The sequence below is a fragment of the Dactylosporangium sp. NPDC051087 genome (assembly GCF_055586325.1).
Genome location: NZ_JBVJIJ010000035.1, coordinates 65106 through 89191, shown reverse-complemented (window position 1 = coordinate 89191; position 24086 = coordinate 65106). Strand labels below are relative to the sequence as shown.

Below are 24086 nucleotides of genomic sequence, written 5' to 3'. Positions count from 1 at the left end.
GGTTCCAGGTCGGGCGCCGCGAGTTGCGTTTCACAAGGTCATCCTACGCGTGAGCCCTGAAACACGCAAGTGACGCTTGCGTGTTTCAGGGCTCACCGTGTGCTACTTCGAGACCTCCGCGAGGGCCCGCCGCGCCCTCGCCGCGGACTCCAGCCAGTACGCCGCCTCCGCGTGGTGGCTGGGGGAACGCCGGCCCGGCCGCCACGCGGTCGGGTCCTGCCCCAGCGCCCGCCGCCGGTGCTCCCGCGAACACCGCAGCGCGCTGCGGTGCCACCGGTGCGCGTCCACCCGGGACAGCTTGCGGTAGACGATGTCGTCCCACTCCTCCTCCGTCACCGCACCCTGCCCTGCACCCGCGCCAGCGTCTCCTGCAGCTCAAACCCCAGGTCCTGCGACCGCGCGTACGCCGCCCGGTAGGCGGCGTACGCGGCGCTGAACCCGGGCGTGCGCCGGGCCGCCTGGACCGCGTCCGTCGCGTCGCGCAGCTCCTCGAGGGCGGCCAGCCGCTCCCCCAGGACCTCGGCGAGCGGGCGGCGCTCAGCGGTCACCACGACGCGTCCGCGCGCCATGAGCGCTTGTCCGCGGCCCGGCGTTCCTTCCGGGCACGCCGGCGGCGACGGCCGCCGTGCTCGAACAGGTCCCGGCGGCGCCGGGAAAGGCAGGTCTCGTGGCAGACCGCGGCCCGGCGCGTGTTGGTCAGCATCCTGGCCACGTCACGCCTCCGGGAGCGCGGCGACCTGGGCGGCGAACCGCTCCCGGATCCGCTCGCCCAGCTCGTGGTCCGCGGGGTGCTCGATGTGCAGCTTGCCGGCGGCGACGTACATGCGCGCGGCGGCCAGCTGGCCGCCGCGCCGGTTGCTGATCTTCACGTCGTCCAGCTCGGCGTAGCTGACGTTCTTCGTGCGGTAGAACTCGACGCACAGGCCCATCAGCTGGTACCGCAGGTCGTCCGGGAGGTAGTACCGCATCTCCTTGGTGCTGGGGTGCAGCCACGGGCGTGCGCCCAGGGCCTGCGCCTGCTCTGCCGTGTACTCGATCGTCACGTCGCCCTCCGGGCTGACAGGCGGGCCCGGGGTGTCCCGGGCCCGCGGTGGGTGAGGGTCAGGCGGGGCTGCGGTGCCCGCAGATGTAGAGGCAGTCGATCACGGCCCAGTTGCCGGTCTTGCGGATGTCGCCCGCGGCGATGACCGCCTGCGCGTACTGGGTCTCGTCGCCGAACGCGGCCACGTCGTACCCGATCTTGCCCTCGTGCAGGGGGAGCATCTTGCCCGCCACGATGGTCATGCGGACGACGTACCCGACCATCGCGTCCAGCGCGTGCTCACCGGGGCAGCCGACGGGGAACCCGTTCGGCACCGCGAAGTCGCGGACGCAGATGCCGGTCGGGGCGACCTGGGTCAGCCCGGTCCGGTCGTTCAGCTCGATCTGCCACTTCTCCAGGTCGGGGCCCTTGGTCCGGTCGTTCATGGGGTTCCTCCAGGGGGTGGGGAGGGGTTCCAGTACCTCCCGCATGAGAGAAGCCTATAACGGTCCGGGGAAACATACAAGTCTTACCCGCATGTTTCCCCGGACTTCTAGCTACCTGACGACGGCCAGACCGGCGAACCGGCTGGTCCGGCTACGCAGCACCTGCACCACGTAGTGGGCCGCCTGCGACGGCAGGACCAGGCCCTGCGCGTCACAGCCGCGCCCGCGCAGGGGCTCGGCGACACCGGCGGTCACCAGCGCGACGAGCCGGACGTTGCCGTCCTCGCACGCCTCGACCTGGTAGCCGGTGCCGACCTCCTCGTACCGCAGGACGAACCTGCGGCCCGTGGCCACGCCCTCGACGCCCGGCTTGCGCCAGGCCAGGCCGATGGCCAGCCCCTCGACCGTCTTGACCAGTGCTAACCACTGGCCCGCCGTCAACACGTGCACACCGTGCTCCCTTCCTTCGGGGGGTGCGGAGAGGGGTTCCAGTTCCTCCCTCGCAAGATCAGCCTACGCCATGCGCGGGAAACATGCAAGTCGAACTTGCATGTTTCCCGCGTCCATGATCACCAGTGGACGTCAAGGCGGGTGCACTCCCCGCCGCGGACCTCGTTCCCGCAGGTCGTGCACTGCTCCGGGTCCGGCCCGCGCCGGGCGACCCGGGCGGCGTCGACGAGCTCCGCCGGCCACGCCAGCTTGGTGCTGCCCCGCTTGCGCGAGGCCAGCAGCAGCAGCGCCAGCTCCGCGTCATCGGCGGTCCGGTAGCGGCCGACCACGTGCACGTTCGAGCGCAGGGCGCCGCGGCCCGGCTTCTCGTACTCGGCCCGCCACAGGCCGGTCTCCGCGTCGAAGCGGGCCCAGCCCTGGAGCGTGGCCGTGCGGTTGCCGGTGCGCAGCAGGTAGACCACGAACCAGTCCGGGCCGCCCTGCTCGACCCGCGCATGCACCCCGACCTTGGAGGCCGTGAAGGAGACGCGGGCGCCGTAGCCGGTGGCGCCCTCCAGCGTGCCGACCGCCTTGAACTTCGCGGCCTTGCGGGCGTCGACCTGGTCCATCGTGGCTCCCTTCGGGTGGGGCGGGGTTCCAGTGCCGCCCTCACCGCAGACCCTACGCCCGTCCGGAGAAACACGCAAGTCAGTCTTGCGTCTTTCTCAGGCCCTCCGTGGGGCTCTCTGGCGGCCCGCCGGCGCCGCGGTGCACCCGCGTACACCGCGGCGCCGGCGAGCGCTCTCGGGCGCACTCGGCGGGCCGCCCCAGCACAGCGAAAGGGCCCGCCCCCGTGGTGGGGGCGGGCCCTGCGGCCGGGCGGGTCAGCTGCTGACCGGGATCGCGCTGGTCGGCGCCTCGGGCAGGTCACCGTCGAGGATCTCCGCGACGGTCACCTCGTCGTCGATGACCGCGACGATCAGGGCCTGCTCCTTCGCGGCCTGGCGGGCGGCCCGGCGCGCCTCGCGCTTGGCCTCCAGCTTCGCGGCCTCGGCGGCGGCGGCGGCCTCGGCGGCGGCGCGCTTCGCGGCGCGGCGGTCACGGTCGGCCTCGCGGCGGGCCGCCAGCCGCGCCTCACGCTCGGGGTCCTCGTCGGTGTCCTCCTCGACCACCGGGGCGATCTTCGCCGTGACCGCCTCCAGGGCGTCGAAGTCGGGGGTGCTCGCCTTGCTGCCCAGCACCTTGAGCAGCATCGCGAAGACCACGATCAGCGCGTACAGGCCGCGCAGGATGACCGGGCCGTCCGCGAGGGCGTTGATAGCGGCGCTGATCAGCGCCGTCGGGATCATGATCTGCAGCGCCATCTTGCGGGCCGCGGCCGACATCGCCGGGGTGGTCAGGACCTGCACGCAGGTGAAGAGGGTCAGGTCGAAGAAGAGGGGGACCGCGTAACCGGCGACGCCGGCGCCCAGGTCGTCCGCCACGTAGTGCGCCGCGTGGGTGTAGGTGATCGCCATGCCCGCCACCATCGCCGTCTTGACCAGGCGGTTGGTGTTGCGCAGGCCCTTGAGCGCGGCGGGGACCGCGTTGGCGGCCTGCTCGGCGCGGAACTGCTCGGCGAGGGTCAGGGTCTTCGCGGGGGCGGTCGTGGCGGCCATCTCGGCTCCTCCTTGGGGGTGTGGGTGGGGTTCCAGTACCACCCGATGCACAGACACTACGTCCGTCCAGGGAAAGACGCAAGTCGCACTTGCCTCTTTCCCGTGTGGTCCCCGTCACATGGAAACACGCAACCCTGACTTGCGTGTTTCAGGGGGCGGGCGTAGTGTCTTCACCACGAGGGCGGCACTGGAACCCCGCCCCCCACCCAGAGGGAGCCCAGCATGAACGCGATCGTCATCACCGAGATGACCGAGGCCCGGGACAACACCTACCGCACCTACACCCTGGCCCACGCCGAGGTGACCAGCGCGGTCCTGGACCCCGCGAGGGACCGCGCCGACTACAACGCGGAGCAGGCCTTCCAGGTCACCGAGGCCGACCCCGAGCGCGTCGAGCTGGCCCGCTGGCACCTCAAGAACCTGCTCTCCAAGCACCGCGCCCACCTGCGCTGGCAGGCCGCCTGCCGCAAGGCCATCAGCGGCGACTTCGAGGCGTACAACAAGCTCCGGGTCCCGTCGAAGGCGTCCCGGCACCAGATGTACGACTACGCCGCCGCGGTGTGCCGCGTCCTGGGGATCGCCGCCCGGGCCCGGGACCTGTTCGAGCTGGAGCTGGTCATCAAGGCCGCGATGGACTCCCTCGCCTACACCCCGGCCGGCTACACGACCCGCGAGCGCAAGGGCTACTGATCGACCCGCGGGGCGCCGGGCAGCCGGCGCCCCGCGCGGGGTGCGCGGTCCCACGGGTTCGACTCCCGGACACCCCACGCAGAAACGTTCAACACGGACTTGCATGTTTACCCGCGACAGGGTAGCGTAGCTGCATCGGGAGGAACTGGAACCCCTCCCGGACCCACAACCGAAGGAGCACACCGATGACGGCTGAGACCGACGAGAAACGCGCGACGGTCCACCCGGTCCCGCTCGTCCCCACCCGCCAGCACCTGCGCTCGCTGGACCCGGACATCGAGGACGACAACGCCTTCGCCCGCGACAGCTGGGAGAGCGGCCAGGTCCTGCTCTACCTGGCGCAGATGGGCCGCGGCTTCGGCCGCTACTACACCATCCACTTCACCGGCGCCGCCGGTGTCACCCGCCTGGTCCAGGACGGCCCGCTCGTTCCCGGCCCGCACGCCTTCGTGGTCCCCCAGACCACCTCGATCACCGCGGACCCCCGGATGAGCTCCGGCGCCCAGCACCGCAAGGCGGAGGAGGAGGGCCGCGTGATCCACGCCCGCCTGGGCGACACGCTGCTCTTCCCCGGCGGGGAAGCGGTCCTGATCGAGCGCAGCTCCCAGCACGACGTGGACAACATCAAGCTCCGCGTCCCCCGCGAGTGCAACTGGTCCGGCAAGTGGTACTGGCCGGTCCGCCAGCAGAACCACCCCGCTGGCTCCCTGCTCTCCTACACCTGCCAGTGCGGGACCACCGTGCTCAACGCCCTCGTGGGCGAGCACCACATGCCCGCGTCCCCGATCCACCAGTCCCTGGTCTAACCCCCCGGGCCCGCCGGTTCGCCGGCGGGCCCCCGTCGTCGCCCTGGAGGCGCGCCTTGAGCACCACACCACCCACCGACGAGCAGGAGCCGCCGGCCCGCCCGGGCCGCGCCGACCTGCGCGAGACCTGGACTGAGTCCCGCACCGAGGCCCTGGACCAGCTGGAGCTGGTCCGGTCCAACGCCACCTGCCTGATCGAGGCCCTCGACAGGCTCGGCATGCGCAGGCTCGCCAAGGCCGAGGTCGACCGCGTCGACCAGGTCGACGCGGCCAGCTCGATGATCGACACCACGGAGTCGATGATGCGGGAGCTGGCCTCCGTCACCCGCCACCTGCACGCCATGACGCTCACCGTCGCCATGTTCCCCACCACGGACTAGGAGTCCCCGTGCCCGAGCGCAAGCACCTGACGCTGTTCTGGACGAACCCGCAACGGCTGTCCCTGCACCTGGTCCTGCCGGTCCGCGAGGCCGACGACCTCATCCAGGCGTACCGCGCCCAGGACATGCTGAAGATTCACCACGAATCCGGTGTCCACCAGGGCGCCGTGGAGTACGTGAGCCACAGCGCGATCGCGTCCATCCTGGACCGCCACCACAACGCGTGGCCCGGCGACAGCGGCCCCATCAGCCTGCACTGGGGCGCGAACGGGCAACTGTTCGTCTCCTGGCTCGACAGCGACCTGGACCGGGACGTCTGGTACCGGCTGCCCGACGACTGGCTCAGCACCGAACTGGAGCCCGGCCGCCCGATCGACTTCAGCTACGACGTCTACGCCCTGACGTCCGGGGACGTGGACTCCCCGGTCGAGTTCTGGCGCCACTGCCAGGTGCCGCCGGTGAACACCCGGAAGCTCGCCCAGTGGACGCCGGCCCTCGACCGGGTCGAGGTCACCGCGAACACGGCCACCAGGGACGCGCTCGCCGCCAGCATCAACGGCCCGATGGTGGCCGGCTACGTCACCCGCGGCATCAGCAAGACCCTCACGGAGGAGCAGGCATGACCGACGTCATCGTCACCGGGACCGCCCTGGACCGCCTGGAGACGCAGCTGCGCTACCACGTGGCCGTGGACGGCTCGATGGACACCCCGATCATGTACGGGCTCCACCTCAACGGCACGCCGCCGTTCACGCTGGGGGACATGGTCGAGGTCTACGTCATGGCGGCGTGCCTCGAGGCGCGCGAGCGCGTTCTCACGCCGGCCCGGCTCCAGCACCTGCTGGTCATCGAGCGGCGGGACCCGGTCCAGGTGTTCCAGGACGGTGACGGCCCGGTGTGGCTGGGGGAGGTCGCGCACCAGCAGCGGTGCACGGCCGTCGTCGACGAGCTGACGCGCTACGGGTGGGTCCGGCGGGTGCCGCACCCCACGGTGATCGACCGGTGGGTGTTCGAGCTGACCGGCAAGGGCGCGCGGGCCCGCGCGGTCCACCTGGGCATGCTCCGGGAGCACGTGGGCCTGCCGAGGGTGGGCCAGTAACGACAAAATCGGCGCCCCTCGCGCTTGCCTATCAGGGCAAACGCGAGGGGCGCTGAAACATGCTAGACGGACTTGCGTGTTTCCGGGGGAGAGCGTAGAGTCAGTGCACAGGGGCAGCGACTGGAACCGCACACCCCCACCCGGAAGGACCGACCCGATGACCGAGATCGCCGAGGACGCCACCCCCGACCTGATGAAGGGCCTGCGCTCCACGGCCAGCTTCGCCGGCCGCGCGGTCGGCGGCTGCCAGAACTGCGGCACCCCGAACGCCGTCCCGGCCGCCGCCGCGCATGCCTCCAGCGGCACCCTCCGCAGCGCCTGCCACCACTGCGGCGCCAAGCTCGTGCTCAAATGGGTCTTCGGCAACCGCTCCAGCATCCCCTGCGACGGCCGGTGCATGGGCGCCGTCTCCGACGCCTGCGCCTGCGCCTGCGGCGGCGCCAACCACGGCTCCCGCAACATGCGCATCGAGCTGGTCCCGGTCTGGGACCAGGCCGCCGCCCGCAAGCACCAGGAGAACCGCCGCCGCGAGCACGCGGAGCGCAAGGCCGCCCACGCCGCCCGCAAGAAGACCCGCGCGGAGGAGAACCAGGAAGAGGCGATCGCCGCGCACCCCAACGTGGTGTGGCTGACCTACCTGCCGAACCTGGAGCAGCACGTCTGGAGCCGGTTCCTCCAGGACATGGCCGACGCCTACACCGGCGGCCGGATGAGCCCCCGCCAGGCCGAGGTCGGCGCCACCGCTATCGTCCGCGACATGGACCGCTGGGACCGCGAGACCGCCCAGGAGCAGGCGAAGGCCGTGCGCGAGGCCAACCTCAAGGCCGCCGGGGTGACCGTCCCCCAGGGCACCCGGACCGTGACCGGCACGATCTACCACGTCAAGGACGACGTCGACTACAAGTACAACTACCACGGCACCACGGTCTACAAGATGTTCATCGAGACCGATGAGGGCTGGCGCGCGATGGGCACGTGCCCCGCCGTCCTCCGCAACAAGGTCGATGAGCTGGACCAGCTGAAGGGCCGCCGGGTCACGCTGACCGCCGACTTCAAGCCCAGCCAGAACGACGAGCTGTTCGGCTACCTCAGCCGCGCGAAGGGCATCACCCTGGCCCCGGCAACCGCCGCGGTCTGATACACCTCAGGGACGCCAGCGAACCCCCGCTGGCGTCCCTGACCCATCGAGAGGCACACACATGGCACACACGGCACACGAACCAGGGACGGAGATCGACACCGACGCGGACGGTGAGGAGTACGTGATCGAGATCCGCGATCTCGGGGAGGTCGAGCGCGCGTGGCAGCTGCTCGTGCAGGGGCGGGTGCGCACCATCACCGGCCGCACGGTCTCCCCGAACCTGGGGGCCGGCGGCGCCAAGCGCATCCGGCTGCAGCTGGAGGGCAGCGTCGAGCTGTCCGGCCTGGAGACGATGAAGGTCCGCCGCGTGCTGGGCTCGGTCCGCAACCCGAAGACGCACATCGAGCCGGTCATGCTGTCCGACCTGCCGGACGCAACCTGACCCTCACTTGACGCGGGAAACACGCAAGCGTGACTTGCGTGTTTCCCGCGTTTGGCATAGGCTCGGTTCCACGAGGGCGGCACTGGAACCCCGCCCCACCAGCAAGGGAGACCCGATGGGCGACGAGCTGTACCCGGCGCTCGGCCAGTACGACACCCTGACCGCCACCACGATCCACGCCCGGCAGTTCCCCCACCGCTTCAAGGAGCACGAGAACCACTGGGACCTCGGGCACATGCGCCACGTGGTCAAGGCTCTCGCCGGCCGCCCGTGCGTCGTCCAGGTCCGCGGCCTGACCTACGTCAACGCCGTCCTGAAGGGCACCGCCACCAGCGGCGAGCTGCACGGCGGCGCCCGCCTGAAGGTCGCGATCGCCTACCGCGACAGCAAGCTGAACCAGCTGGTCTGGCAGACCACGAACTTCCTGCTCAGCGACATCGGCTCCGCGATCACCGCGCTGGTGCCCTGGGGCAGCAGCAAGGGGGACAGCCTGGACCTGCACCGCGACGCGCTCGACTCCTACCGCGCGGAGGTCCGCGCCGCGATCGACCTCGCACGCGAGCACCGCGGCCCCGCCGAGGGCCGCAACCACGGCAAGTGGGACGGGATCTGCGGCTCCCACGAGGGGGAGGTCTGGGTGACCTACGAACCCGCCACCGGGAACGCCTACTACCGCGACCAGTGGGGCACCGCGTGGAGCGGCTCGGTGGACCTCCGCGGCCGCACGGTCGGGCGCGGCTACGTGACCGAGGTCAGCAACCCGCTGTGCGACCAGGTCCCCCGGTGAGCGAGGTCGCGGCGGGGACGTCCCCGGACCCCCTGTTCGAGATCGGCCAGCTGGCCGCCACCACTGCGGCGGTCGAGCTGTTCACCGAGGTCTACGGGCCCGCGTTCGCGGGCCCGCTGGGCGCCTTGGTCTACCGGCACCAGCACGGGGACTTCGGGCAGACCCACCCAGAGGACTGCGAGAAGAACCTGCGCGACATCAGCGCGGGGGCGCGGGTGATGTCCTGGTACGAGGTCGGCCCGGACAAGGTCCGCGTGCTGGTGGAGACCTCGGCCGACCGGCTGCTGACGATGGTCATGCTGTCCGGCGAATACTGATCATGGACGCGGGAAACACGCAAGCTTGACTTGCGTGTTTCCCGCGTTTCGCATAGGATCATCCTTGTTGGGCGGTACTGGAACCCCGCCCCACCCGAAGGGAATCCCTGAGATGACGACCGAAGCGCCCAAGGTCAGCGAGGGCATGCTCAACAAGATCCGCGCCCTGCTCGCCAACGCCGACGATGAGGCCCTGCCCCAGGCAACCCGCGACGCCTACCAGGAGAAGGCGTTCGAGCTGATGGCGAAGTACCAGGTCACGGTCACCCTGGCCCAGCACAAGACGGGCGCCGCGTTTATCGCCAGCGATAAGATGATCACCGTCCCGAACCCTTTCGGGCGCCAGAAGGCCACCCTGCTCTACCTGATCGCGGACGGCCTCGGCCTCAAGGCCATCCTGCTGGGCGGTCGCGGCGATGACGTGATCCACATGTTCGGGACCGCCGAGGACATCGAGCACTGCGAGTTCCTCTACACGCTGATGCTGCTGGAGGTCAGCCGGGTCATCAACGGCCGCGTGCCCGGGTCCGGCGGCCGGGCCCGCGCGTGGCGCAACAGCTTCATCCTCGGGTTCGCGCAGACCGTCAAGCGGCGGCTCACCGACGCCCGCCTGCGCGCCCAGCGCGAGGCCACCGAGAACCAGCCGACCGGCACCAGCACCGAACTTGTGCTCGCGAGCAAGGCCGACGTGGTCACCCGGGCGTTCCACGAGAAGTACCCCGCGAACAGCTACCGGGAGGGCCGCAGCGCCACCAGCGGAACCGGCCTGCAGGCGGGCCGTGACGCCGGCGCCCGCGCCGACCTCGGGGGCCAGCGGGTGAACGGCGGGGCGCGGCGGGCACTCACCGGCTGACGCTCGCCCGCACGGACGGCCCGGGGGTCACCCTCCCGGGCCGTTTCGTTTCTGGCACACCGCGTGGTGTGCGGACGCATGTCGATCCCTGTAGGGTGCGCAACAGCCCCCCACCGCGCGTGACGAGGTGGGTGACCGCGATAGGGCCAACCCGATCTCCCAGCCACTGTGCGCAGCGCCACGTCCAGAACGGCGCGCGAGGTGGTCCCAGAACAGGGGGAACCGGCGCAGGCCCGCTGCGGTGGGGGACGGTGGCCTAAGCTGCCCCGCCTTGCCTCGTTCCCCACCACTTCGCGGACGGCAAAGCAGACCCCAGGTTCCCAGACGAGGGCCTGCGCGTCGGCCCACCGGCCGGAGCCGGGGGACACGGGCGGACAGTATCCGGCCCGACTAGCCTGCGGACACTGGCCGAACGGGCGGGCTTAAGCGCCCCGTAAGACGGCGTGCTACGCAGCGTAGCACGTGTTTGGCACGTAAAAGACCACAGTCCGAGTTGCATGTTTCCATGCGAGCCGATACGCTGGGTGAGAACGCCGGTCACTGGAACCACCGGCACGCCCTACCCGAAGGACCCCCACCATGTTCATGGACATCGATCGGCCTCCCGAGTGGATGGACCTCGCCAATTGCAGCTCCACCGACCCGCAGCCGTTCTACCCGGTCACCGGCGGGACCGCCCGCCCCGCCAAACGCATCTGCGCCCGCTGCGACGTCCGGCCCGATTGCCTGGAGTACGCCCTGGACAACCACGAGCTGCACGGCGTGTGGGGCGGCACCAGCGAGCGCGAGCGCCGCCGCCTCCTGCGCGGCCGCGGTGTCACGATCGACGCAGAAGTTGACCAAGAAGACGAGGAAGAGCCGGACGAGCCGACACACCTCGCCGCCTGACGGGTCACGTACGCGCACCGTCACCCCACGGTTGCGTTACGATCCGCGCGCCACACCACCCACCGCGAAGGGGACCCGGCGTGACTGACCGCGTGGACGGGCGACGCCGGAACGACGTCGACACCAAAGAGATCATCCGCCTATACGTCGAGGAAGGCCTCTCGATGCGGAAGATCGCGTTCCAGCTGGACTGCTCGTTCAACATGGTCCAGACCCGCCTGGAGGGCGCCGGCGTCGAGGCGCGCCGCAGAGGCCCCAGAGGCCCCAGAAACAGCGAAAAGCGCGGGCCCCACACCCCTGAGGGTGCGGAGCCCGCGCAATAGCTGTCAGGCCACCAGGGCGGCCCACGTCTTCGGTCCCACGATCCCGTCGGCCTTCAGCCCCCGCGAGCCCTGGAACGCGCGCACGGCCGCGGTGGTCTTCGGCCCGTACTTCCCGTCCGGCGTGGTCGGGAACCCGTGCACACCGACGAGGACCTGGGCCATGCCCGTCCACGTCACCGGGCCCACCACACCGTCGACCGGCCGGAGCCCGGTCGTCGACTGGAACGCCCGGGTCGCGGCCACGCTCGCGTTGCCGTACTTCCCGTCCACGCCCCACCGGCCCAGGCTGTAGCCCAGCCGGCGCAGACCACGCTGGAACAGCGCGCCCGCCGCGGTGTACCGCGAGGGGTTCCGCCGCAGCACCGGCATCTTCACCAGGTACCCGGCCCCGGAGCTCGGGCTCCCCGGCGACGGGTGCGCCGGCGAGCCGGTCCCCCAGTCCAGGTGTGCGGTCGAGTTCTCCGCCGCCACCGTGTACTCGATCGACCGGTGGATGTGGTCGTTGTGGTCCGCGCCCGTGTACCGCTCCGGGGCGAACCCGGTCGCCCGGCGCCGGATGACCAACCGGGAGATCACGTACCGCGTCGAGGAGTGCCGGCACAGGGCGGCGACCGTCGCCGGGACGTCGATCCCGTCAGCGTCGATGTCCTGGGCGTGCACGACCCCACGCGAGTCCGGGTTGTGGTCCGACTTCGTCGCCTGGTGCGCGGCGTCGCCGATCCACCCGTCGGTGCGCCGGTCCCGGCCGGGCCAGCGCGCGTCGAGGTCCGCGAACGCCGTCTTGATGCTGTTCGGCTTGATCGCCACGGTCAGGCCTCCTCGTCCAGGTCGTCCTCGAGGACGGCCGCCTCAGCGAGATCGAGCGGGTCCTCCGACAGCCGCTCGCCGATGAACTGCTCGTGGTCGACGTCGCCGGCGCAGGTGGCCAGGTCGGCGTCGGTGATGGGCTCGTCAGTGGCCTCGGTCAAGGCCTCGCCCGGGTCTGTGGTCATGGGTGGGAACCCCTTCGTGAGCTGGGAAAACACGAACGGGTGGACTACCTGGGCGCGTGGAAGCGCCGGGTAGTCCACCCGGGAGGTGCTCGAGGGAGTGGAACGGTCAGCTGTGGTCGAACAGCAGCACGTGCAAGATCGTGTTCGTCGCGCCGACGGCGATCGTTCCGGCCGCAGCGCTCTTGATCGTGGCGAGCTTGAGGGTGTGCGACCCGGCCGCCAACGTCGGTGTCCAGATCTGCTGGACCGTCATCGAGTCGAAGTTCGCCGCCGACTTCGCCGCGGCGCTCGTCTGCAGCACCCCGTCGATCACCAACCGGCCGCTGCAGTCGGCCGCGCCCGTGGCGGAGATCGAGAAGTCGAACACCCCACGGACCAGCGCGAACGCGTTGCCGCCGGTCACCGTGAACGTCACGGTGGCACCGGTGATGTCGGTCTGGCTGGTGGTGACCGTGGTCGCCGAGGTGCACACGGCGCTGATCGACCGGATGGCGGACGGGCTGTCCCGCCACGCCACGGCGTTCAGCGCTGGTTGGAGGGTGGCTGCGGGGACGTGGGTGACGCCGTTGCGGGGTGCGGCCCGGGATGCGGTGTAGGCGCTCACAGCAGGTCCACCACCAGGATCGTCAGCGTGGTGTTTGTCAGCAGCGCGCTGACCGTGCCGACGTTCGCCGTCTTGGACGCCCGCAGGTCGAAGCTGTAGGCGCCGGCCGGGAGCTTGACCATCTGGGTCTGGCACAGCGTGTTGCGGTCTGCGCCGCCCTGGCAGTCCTTGATCACCTGGGAGTCCAGAGGGCTGGACGACTGGTACACGAACCCGGTGAACACCGTGGCCGCAGAGGTGTTCTGGATGTCGAACACCCCGATGATCAGCCCGAATGCGTTGTTGCCGGTGGCCGTGAACGTGACCGTGCTCCCGGTGACGCTCTGGACGGCCGTGGTCACGGTCAGGCTGGCCGAGGCCGCCGCCCGGTGGATGTGGATCCGGGATGCCGCGTCGAGGGCCTCCACCGCCAGCAGGAACTCCTGGACGGCCTCAGCGCTGACCGGGTCACCGTCCACCAGGAACGGCGCGATGTACGGCGCCGTCACGGGATGTCCACCACCAGCACGGTCAGGTTGGTGTGCTGGGCGATGTACGACGCCGTCCCGGCGCCGGCGTCCTTGACCGCGCGGAGCTTGATCTCGTGGGAGCCCGCGGCCAGGGTGAACGGCCACACCCGCCCGACCGTCTGCCGGTCGTTGCGCGCGATGTACTTCGTCGCCTCACCGGTCTTGGCGACCCCGTCCACCCACAACGCCCCACGGATCAGCCAGAACGCCGCCGAGGGCGAGCCCTGGAAGTCGAACGAGCCGATGGCCACGCAGAACGCGTTCGAGCCCTTGATCGTGACCGTCTGGATGCAGTCGTTGACGTCCACCTGCGTGGTCGTCAACGCGGCCCCCGTCCCGCACACCGACCGGAAGACCTTGACCCGGTCGGTGGAGTCCAGACGCTGGGCCGCCCGCATGGCCGGCTCCAGCGTCTTCCTGGTGACCACGTCGGTGTCCGCCAGGGTGGGTGCGCTGTAGTACGTGGTCACTCCGGCTCACCCCCGAGCATCGTGTTCCCGATCGTGGTCCCGACGCCGGACGCGCCGAGCACCCACTGCTCCCGGGCCTGGCGGCCCACGAGCTCCATGTCGGCGCCCCCGCTGTCCAGCTCGTCCTGGATGCCCTCGGCGAGCAGCTCGACGTCCAGGTGCAGCCCGCGCGGGTCCACCGCCTTGAACCGGTCGAACGGCTCCAGGCGCGGGTCCAGCGGGGCCGCCAGATCGGTGAACACCACCTGCGGCAGCGACAGCATCGCCAGCAGCTGGTGCGCCTCGCCCTTGGCCCAGTTCAGCGACTGCCGCCACGGGTTGGCGTTGACCGGCAGCGGCAGCTCCCCGAACGGCGCGATCGAGTCCTCCGACCGCGCCTCGTACGACAGCCGGCCGTCCGACTGGACCATCGGGATCCCGAACAGCTGGCAGTTCGGGACCCCCGCGTTGTCCACGAAGTACTTCGGGTAGGCGTCGTTCCCGGCCCGCAGGGTGACCGTGGCCGTGCGCGCCGAGGTGATCACCAGCGACGCCACGTACAGGTCCCCGTTGAGGAAGGTGTCCAGGGAGCTGAAGCTGCCGCTGTCGCCGGTGCCGTCCGCGTTCTGGGCCCACGTGCCCTGGAACGCGACCTCGCCGCCGGCGTGGGGCTCGAACGTCAGCTGCCACGTGACCGTCTCCCCCGGCTGGATCGACAGCACGCCCGTGAGGGACCACAGCACCGCGCCTTGGTTCGCCGACAGCTCCACGTACGGGACCTGGATCACGTTGCAGACCATCACCCGGTTGTCGTCGTACCCCAGCTGCCACAGGTGCTGGTACGTCGTCAGGGTGCGCTGGACGTTCAGGCTGTCGCTGCTGTTCAGCCGGGCGCGGGACCAGATCTGCAGCTGCCCGTCGTAGTTGATCCACACCAGCCCCCGCTCAGGCGCCACCAGCTCCTGCAGCAGGTCCCACGCCTCCTGAGGCTCCTCCGGGGGAAAGATCCCGGACAGCTCCCGGTTCTGCAGCCTGTCGAGCACGAAGTCACGCGCGTAGGTGGTGTCCGGCCACGTCCCGGACTCCCCGCACGCGGTGCGGACCTGGAACTCCGCCACCTTGGCGTACGTGTTCAGCTCGCACTCCGCATCCAGCGGGATGTACCGATACGACTGCGGTGTGGCCGTGAACGTCTGCACGGTGGTCGTGGTGTTCACCCGGAACGCCGCCCGCCCGGCCGCGTCATCGACGTGGACCCCAACCAGCGTCCACGTGTTCAGGCTGATGGTCGGGCCGGTCGCGGTCCGGGTCACACCGTCGTTCGTCGTCGAGATCGCCAGCACGCCGGCGTTCGAGACGGTGAACGTGGTCTGGGTCCCGAACTCGGTGTAGGTGGAGGCATACACGGCCTGCGAGGGCTCGCTGCCGCTGACCTTGACCCACATCGTGTACCGGAAGTTGGCCCGCCCGTACACGTCCCATGCCGACTGGCTGTACGAGGTGATCGTCTTCAGGAACCAGGTCATGTTGGCGTACCCGGTCGCGGTGCCGTCCCTGGTGGGGTCCAGCGCCAGGAAGTACGGGGCATCGCTGGTGAACTGGCACCGGAAGTCCAGGCCGCCCGTCTGGCTGGCCAGCGGGGCACCGAAGTACTCCTTGCTGATGAACGCCATGGCGCTGCCGTACATCGGGGCATACAGGCGCACGACCCCGGACTCCGTCTGTGCCGGTGGCGCCAGGTACAGACCGCATTGGTAGGCGGCGTACGCGGCGATCCACGACGCCTCCAGCCCCGGTGCGATCATGCTGAACCCGGGCACCTGTGGCGTGTTCGCGATCATGCCCGGCAGGGAGATCAGCCTGCGCAGCCGGTCGCGGCCGTCGACGACCTCCATCTGTGCCGTGCGGTTGGCGACGTCGATCGGCAGCGCCTGCAGCACCCCGTTCGTCAGCCGGGGGACGTCCTCGAACCCGTTCTCCGTGAGCCAGCGGGTGGACACGTCCACGCGCCGGTTCGCGCGTTCCTTGCCGAACAGCGGGCTGTCGGGGTTGTAGCGGGAGAAGAACGCGATCGCGTGGTCCTGCTCGTCGTCGCTGTCGCCCTTGACCAGGTCACCGGTCATCGTGGCCGCGGCGATCCCCTCGATCACCTTGCACTGGTCCGGGATCTGCCCGGTCACGTCCCGGTCGATCGACAGCGACGCCAGCTGGTCCGTCACGTCGTCGTAGGCGCTGGTGGCGACGGTTACCGAGTAGTAGGAGAAGATGCAGTTGGCGTTGGTGTTCCCGTTCCCGCGCCCCGACCGGAGCCCGAACGCACCGGATGTGTACGTCCGGTCGACGGCCGTGGCGTGCCACTGGGTCGGCTCCGTGGTGCCGGCCTGCCACACCCGCATCCGGTAGACCGGCCCGATCACCTGGAACCGTGTCCACCAGCGGGTGGCCGCGGTGTACGTCAGGCCGGGGATGTCGGCGGTGCTGGAGATCGTGATGTTGCCCAGGCTGGCGCTGTTGCGGTAGATCGCGGTGCGGACCTGCCCGCCGGTGCCGAGGGTCACCCGCAGCAGCACGTCATCGGTGGTGTTCTGCTGCCGCAGGTACACGTTGGCCGGCTCCAGGTCACCGCCGGTCGGGAACGGGCAGTTCCACTCCACCAGCACGTCCTGGTCGACCACGTTCAGCGCCGTGAGCGCGATCCGGGCGCGGGTGAAGGACAACGCCGCGGTCACCATCTGCGTGGCCACGCCGGGCGTGACCTGGTAGTTGCTGGCGGTCCCGGCGATCAGCCACGAGTACCCGGTGGAGGAGAAGCCCCAGTCGTTCACGACCGTCCGGGCGAAGTCATCGCCATAGTTGGTGGTGTTGGCACCGTCGTTGTCCCAGTCGACCTTGACGACCGGGTACACCACCCGCTCCACGGCTTCGATCGCGGCGGCCAGCGCCGGCGAGACAGATCTCATGACACCTCCGTGATTGTGAGGGTGGTGTTGTGGTAGCTGATCCAGGGCAGCTGGTGCTCCAGCTGGGGCAGCGACACCCGCGCGACACCGAACCCAGGCACCCAGGTGGTCCCGGGGTCCCTGGCGGTCGGCATGGACAACATCGGCTTGTCGATGACGGGGGTCGAGGCCGCCGACATGTTGGTGCCGGTCACGACCCCGCGGGGGATCACGTACGCCGCGGTGCTCGGGCTGGTCGCGGCCACGAACGCCGGTGTCCACGACGCGGCCGCGGTGGTGACCGCGCTGCCGGTGCTGGTCGACACCAGGCTGCCGGTGGAGTCCAGCCAGCGCAGCGCCGCGGCGATGTCGATGGTGGTGTCCGTGCCGGCGCCGTAGACCTCGAACTGGAACCTGTAGTCCACGCCGGGGACCACGGGGATGCCGGGCCAGTCGTCGCGGGATGGGCCCACGCTGAGGAGCCCGGCCGGGACCGGGCTCGGGATCGTCCACCGCAGCGCGCGGGGCCCGCGCCTCACCGGTGTGCTGACGGAGGCCAGGGCCTCCGACCCGGACGACAGCGTGAAGCCCGAGGTGTCGTTGAAGACGCTCGTTGCCGCCGACTGGTTGGGGGTGAGCAGGTTCCGTTCTGCCCCGTCGAGGAACACGAACGGGCCGGGACCGTTGTGCCCGCCCCAGAACCCGATGATGGCGCCCTGGTCCTCGTGCGACAGGGCCCGCCAGTTCAGGTCCCAGGTGCGCAGCAGGCCGGGGGAGAAGTCGACGGACCGGCCGCCGGCGAGCGTCTCCCGGATGCGGGACGCGCGCGTGATCTTGGCGTTGACGCCCTTGCGGGGGGAGCGGAGCGCCACGATGGCCCCTGGGCGTCCGATGTAGACAGTCACGGCTGCTCCGTCCGGTGCAGGAGACGACGAGCAGCCCCACACCGGGGCCGGTGTGGGGCTGTCCGTCAGGAAGAGGTGAGCGCGGCGGTCGAGCCGCCGGCGAACGTGCGGGTGCGCGTGCCGGACTTCGCGGCCGCGGCCACCTTGGGCGCGTTCTTGCGCAGCGCGGACAGCGCGTGCTTCTCCATGATCTTGCCGTCGACGACGATGTACACGTCACCGCCGCCGAGCACGTCGGCCAGCCTGATCATGGAGTCCATGACGGCCTGGCCGATCATGTCCTGGGCCTTGGACACCGGGGCGATCATCTCGTCCTCACGGCCCTCACCGACCACGGCCATCGTGCCGCCCGGCCGGTGCCCCACCAGCGCGCCCGCGGCGAGCTTGGGGATGTTCGGGGTGTCGATCCGGAAGCCGGCCATCTGGACACCGAACGCGTTGATCCCCGGGAAGGTGAAGCTCAGCGCGTTCCAGCCGTCGATGATCTTGTTGATCGCCCAGCGGAAGCCCTCCCAGATCGGGTAGAAGGGGTTCGTCCACTTCAGGGACCACAGGAAGGCGTCGAAGGCGCCCTCCACGGTCGTGAACGTCCGCTTGATCGTCTGGCCCCAGCCCTCCCAGGTCTTGGCCCACCCGTCGATCCGGTCCATCCACGTGGACATCTGGCCGAAGAACTTCATCGTCTTCGGGATGCCCTCGTCGAGGATCCAGCGGCCCCAGTCCTTGATCTTGTTGATCCACTCGTCGATCGCCTTCTGGTTCGCTGGGTTGCCGAGCCAGTCCGCGTAGTACTCCAGCGTCTTGGCCAGGGTCTCCAGCGGGCTCATCATCTTGCCGTCCGCCGACGTCGGCTGCAGCTTGGTGATGACCCACGCCAGGTTCGCGATCAGCCGGATCAGCGCGATCACGGAGTCGAGGAGGAAACCGATCTGCAGCCCGGCCTCGTTCATGAAGCTGTCGAGCGCGCCCGACTTCTCGATGGCGGCGATCCAGTCCGAGAACTGCTGGATCGCCCACCGGATCGACTCACCGATCCGGATGAACACGGGGGCGGCCGCGGCGGTCAGGGACCCGAACGCGGTCATGAACGGGCCGGCGATCGCCTCGCCGATCCGCTTGATCATGAACGTGAAGGCCGATAGACCCTTCTCCATGTCATCGATGAACTTCGGCTTGCGGACCGTCGTCGTGAAGACCGTGATGATCTTGTTGAGGACCTCGGCCATCCCGCCCATCTGGCGGTGCAGCGCGGGCATCCACGCCTTGGCCAGCGCGACGACCTGATCCCCCAGGCCCTTGAACAGCTTCTGCTGCACATCGAGCCGGAGGGCCTCGAAGGCCGCCTTCAGGCTCTTGATCTTGTTGACGAAGTCCTGGGCCGCCGGCGCGAGCTTGATCAATTCCGCCGCCGCGCCGCCGCCGCTGCCCTCACGGGCCTTCATCAGGGCGTACTCCGCGTCGGCCAAGGCCTCGACCGCCGCCTGCTGGCGCTCGATCGCGGCCTGGACCTGGTCGCTGCCCTCGACCCCGTCCCGGTTGGCCTTGTCCTGCTCCTCGGACAGGTCCGAGGTCTTGTTCTTGATCGCCTCCAGGGCGAGCAGCGCGTTCTCGTACGCCGCTTCCGCCTCCGCGATCGCGTTGGCGTCGCCGGTCCCACGCACGCGCGCCAGCTCGTCCCGCGCCTGCGCCACGGACGCCGCCGCCGACTTCTGGTCCGCGGCGTTCCGGCGGATCTCCAGGTTCAGGTCCCGGAGCCTGCGGACCTCGTCCTTGCGCGCCTGGGTGATCGCCTCGGACGCCTTCTTGGCTTCCTTCTGGGCGCGGACGAGCGACCGGGTGGCAACCTCCACCGCGTGCATCTGGTCGGCCGCCGACTGCCCGCCACCGGCGGAGTCCTTGAACGCCTCCGAGATGCCCTTGAGCCCGAACTTCACGGTGGCGAAGGCGAGGCCGGCGCCACCGATCAGCCCCGGCAGGGACCCCAGCAGACCACCGAGGACGTACACGGCCGGGCCGACAGCGGCCAACGCCCCGATGAACGCGAGGATCGCGGGGATCCAGTTCCAAATCTGGGTCGTGAGGTTCACGCCCGCCGTCATCAGGTTCTGGAACCCGGTCGTCAGCGTCGTGATCAGGCTGCTGACCAGCGGCTGTAGTCGCTGCCGGAAGCTGTTGCCGTCGACGTCGTTACCGAAGTTGAGCAGCCCCCGCCACATGTTCCGCATGGACCGCTGGAGCAGCGACCCAGGCCGGCGCATCTCCTCGAACGTCCCCCGGATGCGGTGGACGAAGCGCTGGGCCCAGTTGTGACCTGCCGCATCGGACTCGTCGCCCAGCCGCTGCCCCAGGTTCTGCATCGCTGTGCGGGCGTGCGCGAGGTTCCGCCGGAACGGCATGGTGTCCATGCGCAGGTAGGTGATGAGGTCGCCGACTGAATAGGCCATTGGCGGCCCTCTCTGCTTGGCGCGAATAAGCGGCCCGGCACCCCCAGGTGCAGGGGATGCCGGGCCGCTTGGTGTCACAGGCCTTGGAGCGCTGCGCGTGCTTCCTCGCCGGTCGCCTCCCGCGGGCCTTTGCGCTCCGCGTCGATGACGTAGCGAAAGCTGGCCTCCACCGAGAGGGCGTCGACCAGCTCGAGGAACTCCCACGCCGGCGTCCGGGGGTTCGTGATGTACCCGTCCAGGTCCAGCCCGTACTCCCGGAGGAAGTCAGCGCTGAGGTACCGGTAGTGCCGGAAGATCAGGAACCAGAGGTGGCGGGCCCCCGCCCGCCGCGCGATTCCCCCTGGTCGGGCTCGCCCCCGTCGGCCGCCGGCATGTCGCGGAGCAGGCCGAGCTCGTCATAGTTACCCATGACGTAGGAGAGGACGTCGGGCAGCTCGTCCATCTGGATGCCGTCCGCCAGCATTTGCTTGACGTTGGGCTCGCCGACCGCCGCGGTGAGCATGTCGAGCGTCAGCTGGACCGCCTCGTCGGCGCCGACGACCCGCTTCTTGTCCCGGAACTCCCTGCGCATACCCAGCGCCATCACACCGACCGGCATGCTGCCCGGCAGCGCGTACCGGCGGCCCTTGATCCGCACCGTGCGGACCTTCGCCTTGCCCTTCTTCTTCGCCCAGTGGGCGTCGAAGTCGAAGTCGAGACCGTCCTCGGCACCGAGGGTCTCGCCGGCGCCGGCCATCATCCCGGCCACGTGCGCGTCGACCATGCCGATGCTCGTCCGTGCTTCCTGGAGGTCCTGGGGGTCCATCTGCAGCTGCACCTGCTGGCGCAGCTGCCGTGCACCACGCGACTGCTTGCCCTTGCGGGAGGTGGGATTCCGCATGGTCAGCTCACCGCGACCTTCGAGGACGGGCCGGACCGGCGCACCGTGGCGCCCCAGGTGGTGTTCGCGTTCTGCGCGCCGCCCTGCTCGGCCACGCGCGTGGTCGCGTTCCAGACCGTCCACTCGGTGTCCAGGGGGTGCCGGAAGCGGTACTTGCCGATGGACGCCTCACCGGTCTGTTCCGCCAGGACCTCCACCCGGGCCTGGCCGGTGTCCTGGGCGCCGGTCTGGTCGTCCTTGTGCATGAAGCCGGTCAGGGTCAGCGCGGCACCGCGCTGCATGACCCGCTCTTCGTAGGCGCCGTCCGAGTCGTACTCGGTGACGTCCTCGACCTCTTCGTTCTCCGACTTATTGACAGTGACCGATGTGAGGCCGCCGACTCCCGACCACGTGGTCGCGTTGGCCAGCAGCACCTCCAGCACGATGTCCCGCGCCGGGATACGCACCTGTGTCATAGATGCTCGCCTTCCTTTACTGACGGTTGGGTGTGATCCGGCGCAGCTCGGCCCGCAGGTTGACCACGAACTCCGTGCGCTGGTGGGTGTCCTGGCCGATGCACACAGGCCCGCCGGCGAGCGCCAGCAGGTGCACCAGCCACGTGCCGCCGGGCAACCGGCGGGAACGCAGCCCCTGCAGGTCGTCGTAGACCGCCTGTGCGGTCGCCTCAGGCACCCCGGCGTCGTGCCGGGGACCACGCACCCGGACCTGGATCGAGACCGTGTCGTAGCCCTGGAGGGACTCCGGATCGCCGCCCGCATAGCGGCTGACGACGATCACCGCGTCCGGGCTGCCGGGCCCGTCCGGCATCGCATGCAGGAAGATCGACCCGCTCACGTCGGCCGGGTCGGTGGGGTACCTGCCGTGCCCCAGCAGCTGCAGAAGGAGCGCGAACTCCTCGGTGACGGTCGCCATCAGCGGCCCGTCAACCGGCGCCGGTAGACCGTCGCCATGATCAGCAGCATGGTGTCGCGGCCCTCTTCGAACGGCTCCTCCAGGAACTTCGCCTGGGTGCCGGGGACCGGGTGGTAGTAGGTCAGGTCCTCGTGCTGGCGCCGCGCGTACGGGGTCCGCTCGTCGCCGTACACGACCGCGCCCACGTTGTCGTCGACGATGACCCGGCCCGTGTCGCGGAGGACCACGTTGTCCCGGTCCGGCCGGGTGTCCAGCGGGACCTTGGGACGCGACTTCAGCAACAACCACTTGAGCGCGGCCTTGAGCGCGTCCCGGTCGGTGTCGTGCAGCATCGCGGTGAGCCGGTCCCCGCGGAACTGGAGATCGTAGTTACGGGGCATGCCGCATCGCCCCTCCCATGGGCGTGAAGGGGTGAGGGTGGAGCTCAGGGGGGCCGCCGCTACTGCAGCGACAACATGACGTGATCGGGGGTCTCCGCCCCGCCACCGTCGAACGCTTGGCGCGCCAGGACGATGGAGGTCACGCCCTCGAACGTCACGCGGCTGCCGGTCGCACCGCCAGTGCCTGGGGGCGCGTACACCGTGCGGTTGGACCACACCGTGTCGCCCGTGCCGGCCCGCACCCGCTGGCGCTTGTCCTCCACCACGACCTGGGTCACGGTCACCGCCGGCGCGAACTGGTCCCCGCGGGGACCACGGCCGAGGTACTCCTCCAGCTCGATCTCCTGGACGATGCCCGCCGCGGCGATCACCGTGGTCCAGGGGATCGCGGTCACGAGGTCGCCGGGACTTCCAGCAGCACGACCTTCGCGCCCGAGGTCGCGGAGAAGTCGAGCTTCATCAGCCCGTTGGCGTCGTTCCAGGTGCCGGGCGGGTACGGGCCCAGCACGCTGATGCCGCTGGTCGCCGCCACGCTCTTGGTCGGCGCCGTGGGCGTGACGCCCGCCAGGGACTTGCCGATGACCTCGGTGACCGTCAGCGGGCTGCCGCCCGTGTTGGTCACGACGGCCACGATCCTGCCGTTGTTCACGAACTGGATGCCGTTGCCGCCGCCCGTGCCCGGGACGGTGCCGCTGGCGGCATCGACCTCGAACGCGTCCAGGTGGCTGAGGGTGGTCGCGGTACGCGTGGTGTACGCCACGGTCTACTCCTTCGCTCGGGAGGGTCTGGGCTTCCGCGCCGCGCGCTGCGTGCGCGCCGGCTCGTTCTCGGGCGACGGCTTGGACAGCTCGGCGGCCAGCTCCGTGGCCAGCTCCGTGCGCGCCTCGGCGAGCAGCTGCTCCAGCTGCTCGGTCTCCTCGCGGTGGCTTTCCTGCTCGACCCGTTGGAGGATCTCCGCGACGCCCACGGCGTCACCTGCCAGCGCGCTGGCCGCGGCCGACTCCCCCGTGTCGTGGTCATCCGCCACCAGGTGCCAGCCGTCCTCCAGGTGCAGCGCCTCACGCGTCCGCACCCAGCCGGCCAGCTCTTGGTCCCGCCAACCTCCGTCGGCGACGTTGGCGACCCGCTCGACGACCACGCCGTCCTTGCGCTTCTCATAGACCCTCACGGGACTCCTCGCTGTGGTTGGTCACCACGCGTTCGGCTGCCCGTCCAGCAGCCCTGCGCGGCGCAGGATCGGCATCACGTCCCGGCCGATCCCGGGGATGCTCGAGTTGGACCCCGCGCCCTGGCCTGCAGCGCGGGAGAGGTTCACGGACCCGATCGACACCGACGTGTAGAGGCCGCGGGCGCCGTGCTCGTCACCGGCCTGGATCCACCAGTTGACCTGCTCGCACACCGCATCCCGGAGGGCCGCGATCACGTCGGTGTCGGTGGGCTCGCCGGCGTCGTCGACGTCGTAGCGGGAGTGCTTGAGCAGGTCCTCCACAGTGCGGGTGGCGTGCGCGAGCATCCGCCGCGCGTCGACCGGCACCAGGGCGTTGATCCACGCCGCCAGGTCCGCGGTCGTCGCCCACGAGCGGCGGGTGACCAGCTCGTCCGGGGTCACGTTCACGGTGACGTCCTGCCACCCGAACCCGGTCCCGGTGACCTTCCAGCGGAAGATCCACCGGCCGCCGACCGTGTACACCACCGCGGCGTCCGCCTGCCACGTCTGTCCAGCGTCCAACGTGGACACTGGACAGACCTGGACGGTGTCATCGCCGCGGGTGACGGTGAGCGTGGCCGCTGTGTCGCCCGCGTACGGGGCGACCACCAGCCGGGGGATCGTGCCGTCGCCGACATCCGGCAT

General features: G+C 70.2%; 34 protein-coding genes and 1 pseudogene. 12 read left to right on the top strand and 23 right to left on the bottom strand.

Annotated elements, in window-relative coordinates:
• Positions 1–102: 102 nt before the first annotated feature.
• The 7 genes from ACZ6TV_RS46435 to ACZ6TV_RS46405 all read right to left on the bottom strand — a co-directional run bounded on the left by ACZ6TV_RS46435 (position 103) and on the right by ACZ6TV_RS46405 (position 3554).
• Positions 103–336, bottom strand: coding sequence for a hypothetical protein (locus ACZ6TV_RS46435; protein ID WP_465306471.1), 234 nt, complete (start codon positions 334–336; stop codon positions 103–105).
• Positions 333–569: a hypothetical protein gene (locus tag ACZ6TV_RS46430; protein WP_465306469.1), complete on the bottom strand. Its 237-nt coding sequence runs from the start codon at positions 567–569 to the stop codon at positions 333–335. Before ACZ6TV_RS46430 ends, ACZ6TV_RS46435 begins: the two co-directional genes overlap by 4 nt.
• Positions 570–713: 144 nt before the next feature.
• A complete protein-coding gene (locus tag ACZ6TV_RS46425; protein ID WP_465306467.1) occupies positions 714–1043 on the bottom strand; it encodes a hypothetical protein in 330 nt (109 codons plus the stop codon).
• Between the two features lie 58 nt (positions 1044–1101).
• A complete protein-coding gene (locus ACZ6TV_RS46420) occupies positions 1102–1467 on the bottom strand; it encodes a hypothetical protein (RefSeq protein ID WP_465306465.1) in 366 nt (121 codons plus the stop codon).
• A gap of 111 nt (positions 1468–1578) precedes the next feature.
• Positions 1579–1917: a hypothetical protein gene (locus tag ACZ6TV_RS46415; RefSeq protein WP_465306463.1), complete on the bottom strand. Its 339-nt coding sequence runs from the start codon at positions 1915–1917 to the stop codon at positions 1579–1581.
• Between the two features lie 119 nt (positions 1918–2036).
• Positions 2037–2525 carry a hypothetical protein gene (locus ACZ6TV_RS46410; protein ID WP_465306461.1) on the bottom strand — a complete coding sequence of 163 codons (489 nt, stop codon included), beginning with the start codon at positions 2523–2525 and terminating at the stop codon, positions 2037–2039.
• 255 nt (positions 2526–2780) lie between these two features.
• Positions 2781–3554, bottom strand: coding sequence for a hypothetical protein (locus ACZ6TV_RS46405; protein WP_465306459.1), 774 nt, complete (start codon positions 3552–3554; stop codon positions 2781–2783).
• A 222-nt stretch (positions 3555–3776) separates the two neighbouring features.
• Between ACZ6TV_RS46405 and ACZ6TV_RS46400 the strand changes: the two genes are divergently transcribed.
• The 12 genes and pseudogenes from ACZ6TV_RS46400 to ACZ6TV_RS46345 all read left to right on the top strand — a co-directional run bounded on the left by ACZ6TV_RS46400 (position 3777) and on the right by ACZ6TV_RS46345 (position 11220).
• Positions 3777–4244: a hypothetical protein gene (locus tag ACZ6TV_RS46400; RefSeq protein WP_465306457.1), complete on the top strand. Its 468-nt coding sequence runs from the start codon at positions 3777–3779 to the stop codon at positions 4242–4244.
• A gap of 185 nt (positions 4245–4429) precedes the next feature.
• Positions 4430–5050: a hypothetical protein gene (locus ACZ6TV_RS46395; protein WP_465306455.1), complete on the top strand. Its 621-nt coding sequence runs from the start codon at positions 4430–4432 to the stop codon at positions 5048–5050.
• 56 nt (positions 5051–5106) lie between these two features.
• Positions 5107–5430 (top strand): hypothetical protein, encoded by a 324-nt coding sequence (locus ACZ6TV_RS46390; protein WP_465306453.1) that lies wholly within the window; start codon positions 5107–5109, stop codon positions 5428–5430.
• An 8-nt stretch (positions 5431–5438) separates the two neighbouring features.
• Entirely contained in the window at positions 5439–6053 is a 615-nt protein-coding gene (locus ACZ6TV_RS46385) for a hypothetical protein (RefSeq protein WP_465306451.1), read from the top strand.
• Positions 6050–6529, top strand: coding sequence for a hypothetical protein (locus ACZ6TV_RS46380; protein WP_465306449.1), 480 nt, complete (start codon positions 6050–6052; stop codon positions 6527–6529). The genes ACZ6TV_RS46385 and ACZ6TV_RS46380 overlap by 4 nt, the downstream gene beginning before the upstream one ends.
• Positions 6530–6686: 157 nt before the next feature.
• Positions 6687–7667 (top strand): hypothetical protein, encoded by a 981-nt coding sequence (locus tag ACZ6TV_RS46375; RefSeq protein WP_465306447.1) that lies wholly within the window; start codon positions 6687–6689, stop codon positions 7665–7667.
• A gap of 61 nt (positions 7668–7728) precedes the next feature.
• On the top strand, positions 7729–8052 hold the full coding sequence (locus ACZ6TV_RS46370; protein ID WP_465306445.1) for a hypothetical protein: 324 nt from the start codon (positions 7729–7731) through the stop codon (positions 8050–8052).
• A gap of 115 nt (positions 8053–8167) precedes the next feature.
• The gene (locus tag ACZ6TV_RS46365; RefSeq protein ID WP_465306443.1) at positions 8168–8839 is read left to right on the top strand and encodes a hypothetical protein; all 672 of its coding nucleotides are present in this window, start codon (positions 8168–8170) and stop codon (positions 8837–8839) included.
• Positions 8836–9156, top strand: coding sequence for a hypothetical protein (locus ACZ6TV_RS46360; protein ID WP_465306441.1), 321 nt, complete (start codon positions 8836–8838; stop codon positions 9154–9156). The genes ACZ6TV_RS46365 and ACZ6TV_RS46360 overlap by 4 nt, the downstream gene beginning before the upstream one ends.
• Before the next feature lie 112 nt (positions 9157–9268).
• Positions 9269–10009 carry a DUF2786 domain-containing protein gene (locus tag ACZ6TV_RS46355; RefSeq protein WP_465306439.1) on the top strand — a complete coding sequence of 247 codons (741 nt, stop codon included), beginning with the start codon at positions 9269–9271 and terminating at the stop codon, positions 10007–10009.
• 579 nt (positions 10010–10588) lie between these two features.
• Positions 10589–10816: pseudogene (locus ACZ6TV_RS46350) on the top strand (WhiB family transcriptional regulator); the annotation flags it as partial.
• A gap of 161 nt (positions 10817–10977) precedes the next feature.
• Positions 10978–11220: a helix-turn-helix domain-containing protein gene (locus tag ACZ6TV_RS46345; RefSeq protein WP_465306437.1), complete on the top strand. Its 243-nt coding sequence runs from the start codon at positions 10978–10980 to the stop codon at positions 11218–11220.
• A 3-nt stretch (positions 11221–11223) separates the two neighbouring features.
• On the opposite strand, the gene ACZ6TV_RS46340 is transcribed toward ACZ6TV_RS46345, so the two are convergent.
• From ACZ6TV_RS46340 to ACZ6TV_RS46265, 16 genes are all read right to left on the bottom strand, one after another.
• On the bottom strand, positions 11224–12027 hold the full coding sequence (locus tag ACZ6TV_RS46340) for a peptidoglycan-binding domain-containing protein (RefSeq protein WP_465306435.1): 804 nt from the start codon (positions 12025–12027) through the stop codon (positions 11224–11226).
• Between the two features lie 2 nt (positions 12028–12029).
• Positions 12030–12212, bottom strand: a complete 183-nt coding sequence (locus ACZ6TV_RS46335; protein ID WP_465306433.1) for a hypothetical protein — start codon at positions 12210–12212, stop codon at positions 12030–12032.
• A 106-nt stretch (positions 12213–12318) separates the two neighbouring features.
• Positions 12319–12816, bottom strand: a complete 498-nt coding sequence (locus ACZ6TV_RS46330; RefSeq protein ID WP_465306431.1) for a hypothetical protein — start codon at positions 12814–12816, stop codon at positions 12319–12321.
• Positions 12813–13304, bottom strand: a complete 492-nt coding sequence (locus ACZ6TV_RS46325) for a hypothetical protein (protein ID WP_465306429.1) — start codon at positions 13302–13304, stop codon at positions 12813–12815. Before ACZ6TV_RS46325 ends, ACZ6TV_RS46330 begins: the two co-directional genes overlap by 4 nt.
• Positions 13301–13795, bottom strand: a complete 495-nt coding sequence (locus tag ACZ6TV_RS46320) for a hypothetical protein (protein WP_465306427.1) — start codon at positions 13793–13795, stop codon at positions 13301–13303. The genes ACZ6TV_RS46325 and ACZ6TV_RS46320 overlap by 4 nt, the downstream gene beginning before the upstream one ends.
• Complete coding sequence (locus tag ACZ6TV_RS46315; RefSeq protein ID WP_465306425.1) at positions 13792–16734, bottom strand: hypothetical protein; 2943 nt, start codon at positions 16732–16734, stop codon at positions 13792–13794. Before ACZ6TV_RS46315 ends, ACZ6TV_RS46320 begins: the two co-directional genes overlap by 4 nt.
• Positions 16731–17618 carry a hypothetical protein gene (locus tag ACZ6TV_RS46310; protein ID WP_465306424.1) on the bottom strand — a complete coding sequence of 296 codons (888 nt, stop codon included), beginning with the start codon at positions 17616–17618 and terminating at the stop codon, positions 16731–16733. The genes ACZ6TV_RS46315 and ACZ6TV_RS46310 overlap by 4 nt, the downstream gene beginning before the upstream one ends.
• Positions 17619–17683: 65 nt before the next feature.
• The gene (locus ACZ6TV_RS46305; RefSeq protein WP_465306422.1) at positions 17684–20062 is read right to left on the bottom strand and encodes a zinc ribbon domain-containing protein; all 2379 of its coding nucleotides are present in this window, start codon (positions 20060–20062) and stop codon (positions 17684–17686) included.
• Positions 20063–20357: 295 nt separating this feature from the next.
• The gene (locus tag ACZ6TV_RS46300) at positions 20358–20942 is read right to left on the bottom strand and encodes a hypothetical protein (protein ID WP_465306420.1); all 585 of its coding nucleotides are present in this window, start codon (positions 20940–20942) and stop codon (positions 20358–20360) included.
• A gap of 2 nt (positions 20943–20944) precedes the next feature.
• Positions 20945–21397 carry a phage tail tube protein gene (locus ACZ6TV_RS46295; RefSeq protein ID WP_465306418.1) on the bottom strand — a complete coding sequence of 151 codons (453 nt, stop codon included), beginning with the start codon at positions 21395–21397 and terminating at the stop codon, positions 20945–20947.
• 16 nt (positions 21398–21413) lie between these two features.
• Positions 21414–21854: a minor capsid protein gene (locus tag ACZ6TV_RS46290; RefSeq protein WP_465306416.1), complete on the bottom strand. Its 441-nt coding sequence runs from the start codon at positions 21852–21854 to the stop codon at positions 21414–21416.
• Positions 21854–22234 carry a hypothetical protein gene (locus tag ACZ6TV_RS46285; RefSeq protein WP_465306414.1) on the bottom strand — a complete coding sequence of 127 codons (381 nt, stop codon included), beginning with the start codon at positions 22232–22234 and terminating at the stop codon, positions 21854–21856. Before ACZ6TV_RS46285 ends, ACZ6TV_RS46290 begins: the two co-directional genes overlap by 1 nt.
• A 59-nt stretch (positions 22235–22293) precedes the next feature.
• Complete coding sequence (locus ACZ6TV_RS46280; RefSeq protein ID WP_465306412.1) at positions 22294–22629, bottom strand: hypothetical protein; 336 nt, start codon at positions 22627–22629, stop codon at positions 22294–22296.
• Positions 22626–22994, bottom strand: coding sequence for a hypothetical protein (locus tag ACZ6TV_RS46275; protein ID WP_465306410.1), 369 nt, complete (start codon positions 22992–22994; stop codon positions 22626–22628). The genes ACZ6TV_RS46280 and ACZ6TV_RS46275 overlap by 4 nt, the downstream gene beginning before the upstream one ends.
• A gap of 3 nt (positions 22995–22997) precedes the next feature.
• Entirely contained in the window at positions 22998–23402 is a 405-nt protein-coding gene (locus tag ACZ6TV_RS46270; RefSeq protein ID WP_465306408.1) for a hypothetical protein, read from the bottom strand.
• A 21-nt stretch (positions 23403–23423) separates the two neighbouring features.
• On the bottom strand, positions 23424–24086 hold the full coding sequence (locus tag ACZ6TV_RS46265) for a head-tail connector protein (protein ID WP_465306406.1): 663 nt from the start codon (positions 24084–24086) through the stop codon (positions 23424–23426).

Excerpts from the sequence above, each read along its gene's own strand:
- ACZ6TV_RS46370 (WP_465306445.1), top strand. The coding sequence starts at position 7,729 with ATGGCACACACGGCACACGAACCAGGGACGGAGATCGACACCGACGCG.
- ACZ6TV_RS46290 (WP_465306416.1), bottom strand. The coding sequence starts at position 21,854 with ATGGCGACCGTCACCGAGGAGTTCGCGCTCCTTCTGCAGCTGCTGGGG.
- ACZ6TV_RS46395 (WP_465306455.1), top strand. The coding sequence starts at position 4,430 with ATGACGGCTGAGACCGACGAGAAACGCGCGACGGTCCACCCGGTCCCG.
- ACZ6TV_RS46305 (WP_465306422.1), bottom strand. The coding sequence starts at position 20,062 with ATGGCCTATTCAGTCGGCGACCTCATCACCTACCTGCGCATGGACACC.
- ACZ6TV_RS46430 (WP_465306469.1), bottom strand. The coding sequence starts at position 569 with ATGGCGCGCGGACGCGTCGTGGTGACCGCTGAGCGCCGCCCGCTCGCC.
- ACZ6TV_RS46375 (WP_465306447.1), top strand. The coding sequence starts at position 6,687 with ATGACCGAGATCGCCGAGGACGCCACCCCCGACCTGATGAAGGGCCTG.
- ACZ6TV_RS46400 (WP_465306457.1), top strand. The coding sequence starts at position 3,777 with ATGAACGCGATCGTCATCACCGAGATGACCGAGGCCCGGGACAACACC.
- ACZ6TV_RS46410 (WP_465306461.1), bottom strand. The coding sequence starts at position 2,525 with ATGGACCAGGTCGACGCCCGCAAGGCCGCGAAGTTCAAGGCGGTCGGC.
- ACZ6TV_RS46300 (WP_465306420.1), bottom strand. The coding sequence starts at position 20,942 with ATGCGGAATCCCACCTCCCGCAAGGGCAAGCAGTCGCGTGGTGCACGG.
- ACZ6TV_RS46405 (WP_465306459.1), bottom strand. The coding sequence starts at position 3,554 with ATGGCCGCCACGACCGCCCCCGCGAAGACCCTGACCCTCGCCGAGCAG.
- ACZ6TV_RS46315 (WP_465306425.1), bottom strand. The coding sequence starts at position 16,734 with ATGAGATCTGTCTCGCCGGCGCTGGCCGCCGCGATCGAAGCCGTGGAG.
- ACZ6TV_RS46380 (WP_465306449.1), top strand. The coding sequence starts at position 6,050 with ATGACCGACGTCATCGTCACCGGGACCGCCCTGGACCGCCTGGAGACG.
- ACZ6TV_RS46285 (WP_465306414.1), bottom strand. The coding sequence starts at position 22,234 with ATGCCCCGTAACTACGATCTCCAGTTCCGCGGGGACCGGCTCACCGCG.
- ACZ6TV_RS46420 (WP_465306465.1), bottom strand. The coding sequence starts at position 1,467 with ATGAACGACCGGACCAAGGGCCCCGACCTGGAGAAGTGGCAGATCGAG.
- ACZ6TV_RS46355 (WP_465306439.1), top strand. The coding sequence starts at position 9,269 with ATGACGACCGAAGCGCCCAAGGTCAGCGAGGGCATGCTCAACAAGATC.
- ACZ6TV_RS46295 (WP_465306418.1), bottom strand. The coding sequence starts at position 21,397 with ATGACACAGGTGCGTATCCCGGCGCGGGACATCGTGCTGGAGGTGCTG.
- ACZ6TV_RS46265 (WP_465306406.1), bottom strand. The coding sequence starts at position 24,086 with ATGCCGGATGTCGGCGACGGCACGATCCCCCGGCTGGTGGTCGCCCCG.
- ACZ6TV_RS46335 (WP_465306433.1), bottom strand. The coding sequence starts at position 12,212 with ATGACCACAGACCCGGGCGAGGCCTTGACCGAGGCCACTGACGAGCCC.
- ACZ6TV_RS46365 (WP_465306443.1), top strand. The coding sequence starts at position 8,168 with ATGGGCGACGAGCTGTACCCGGCGCTCGGCCAGTACGACACCCTGACC.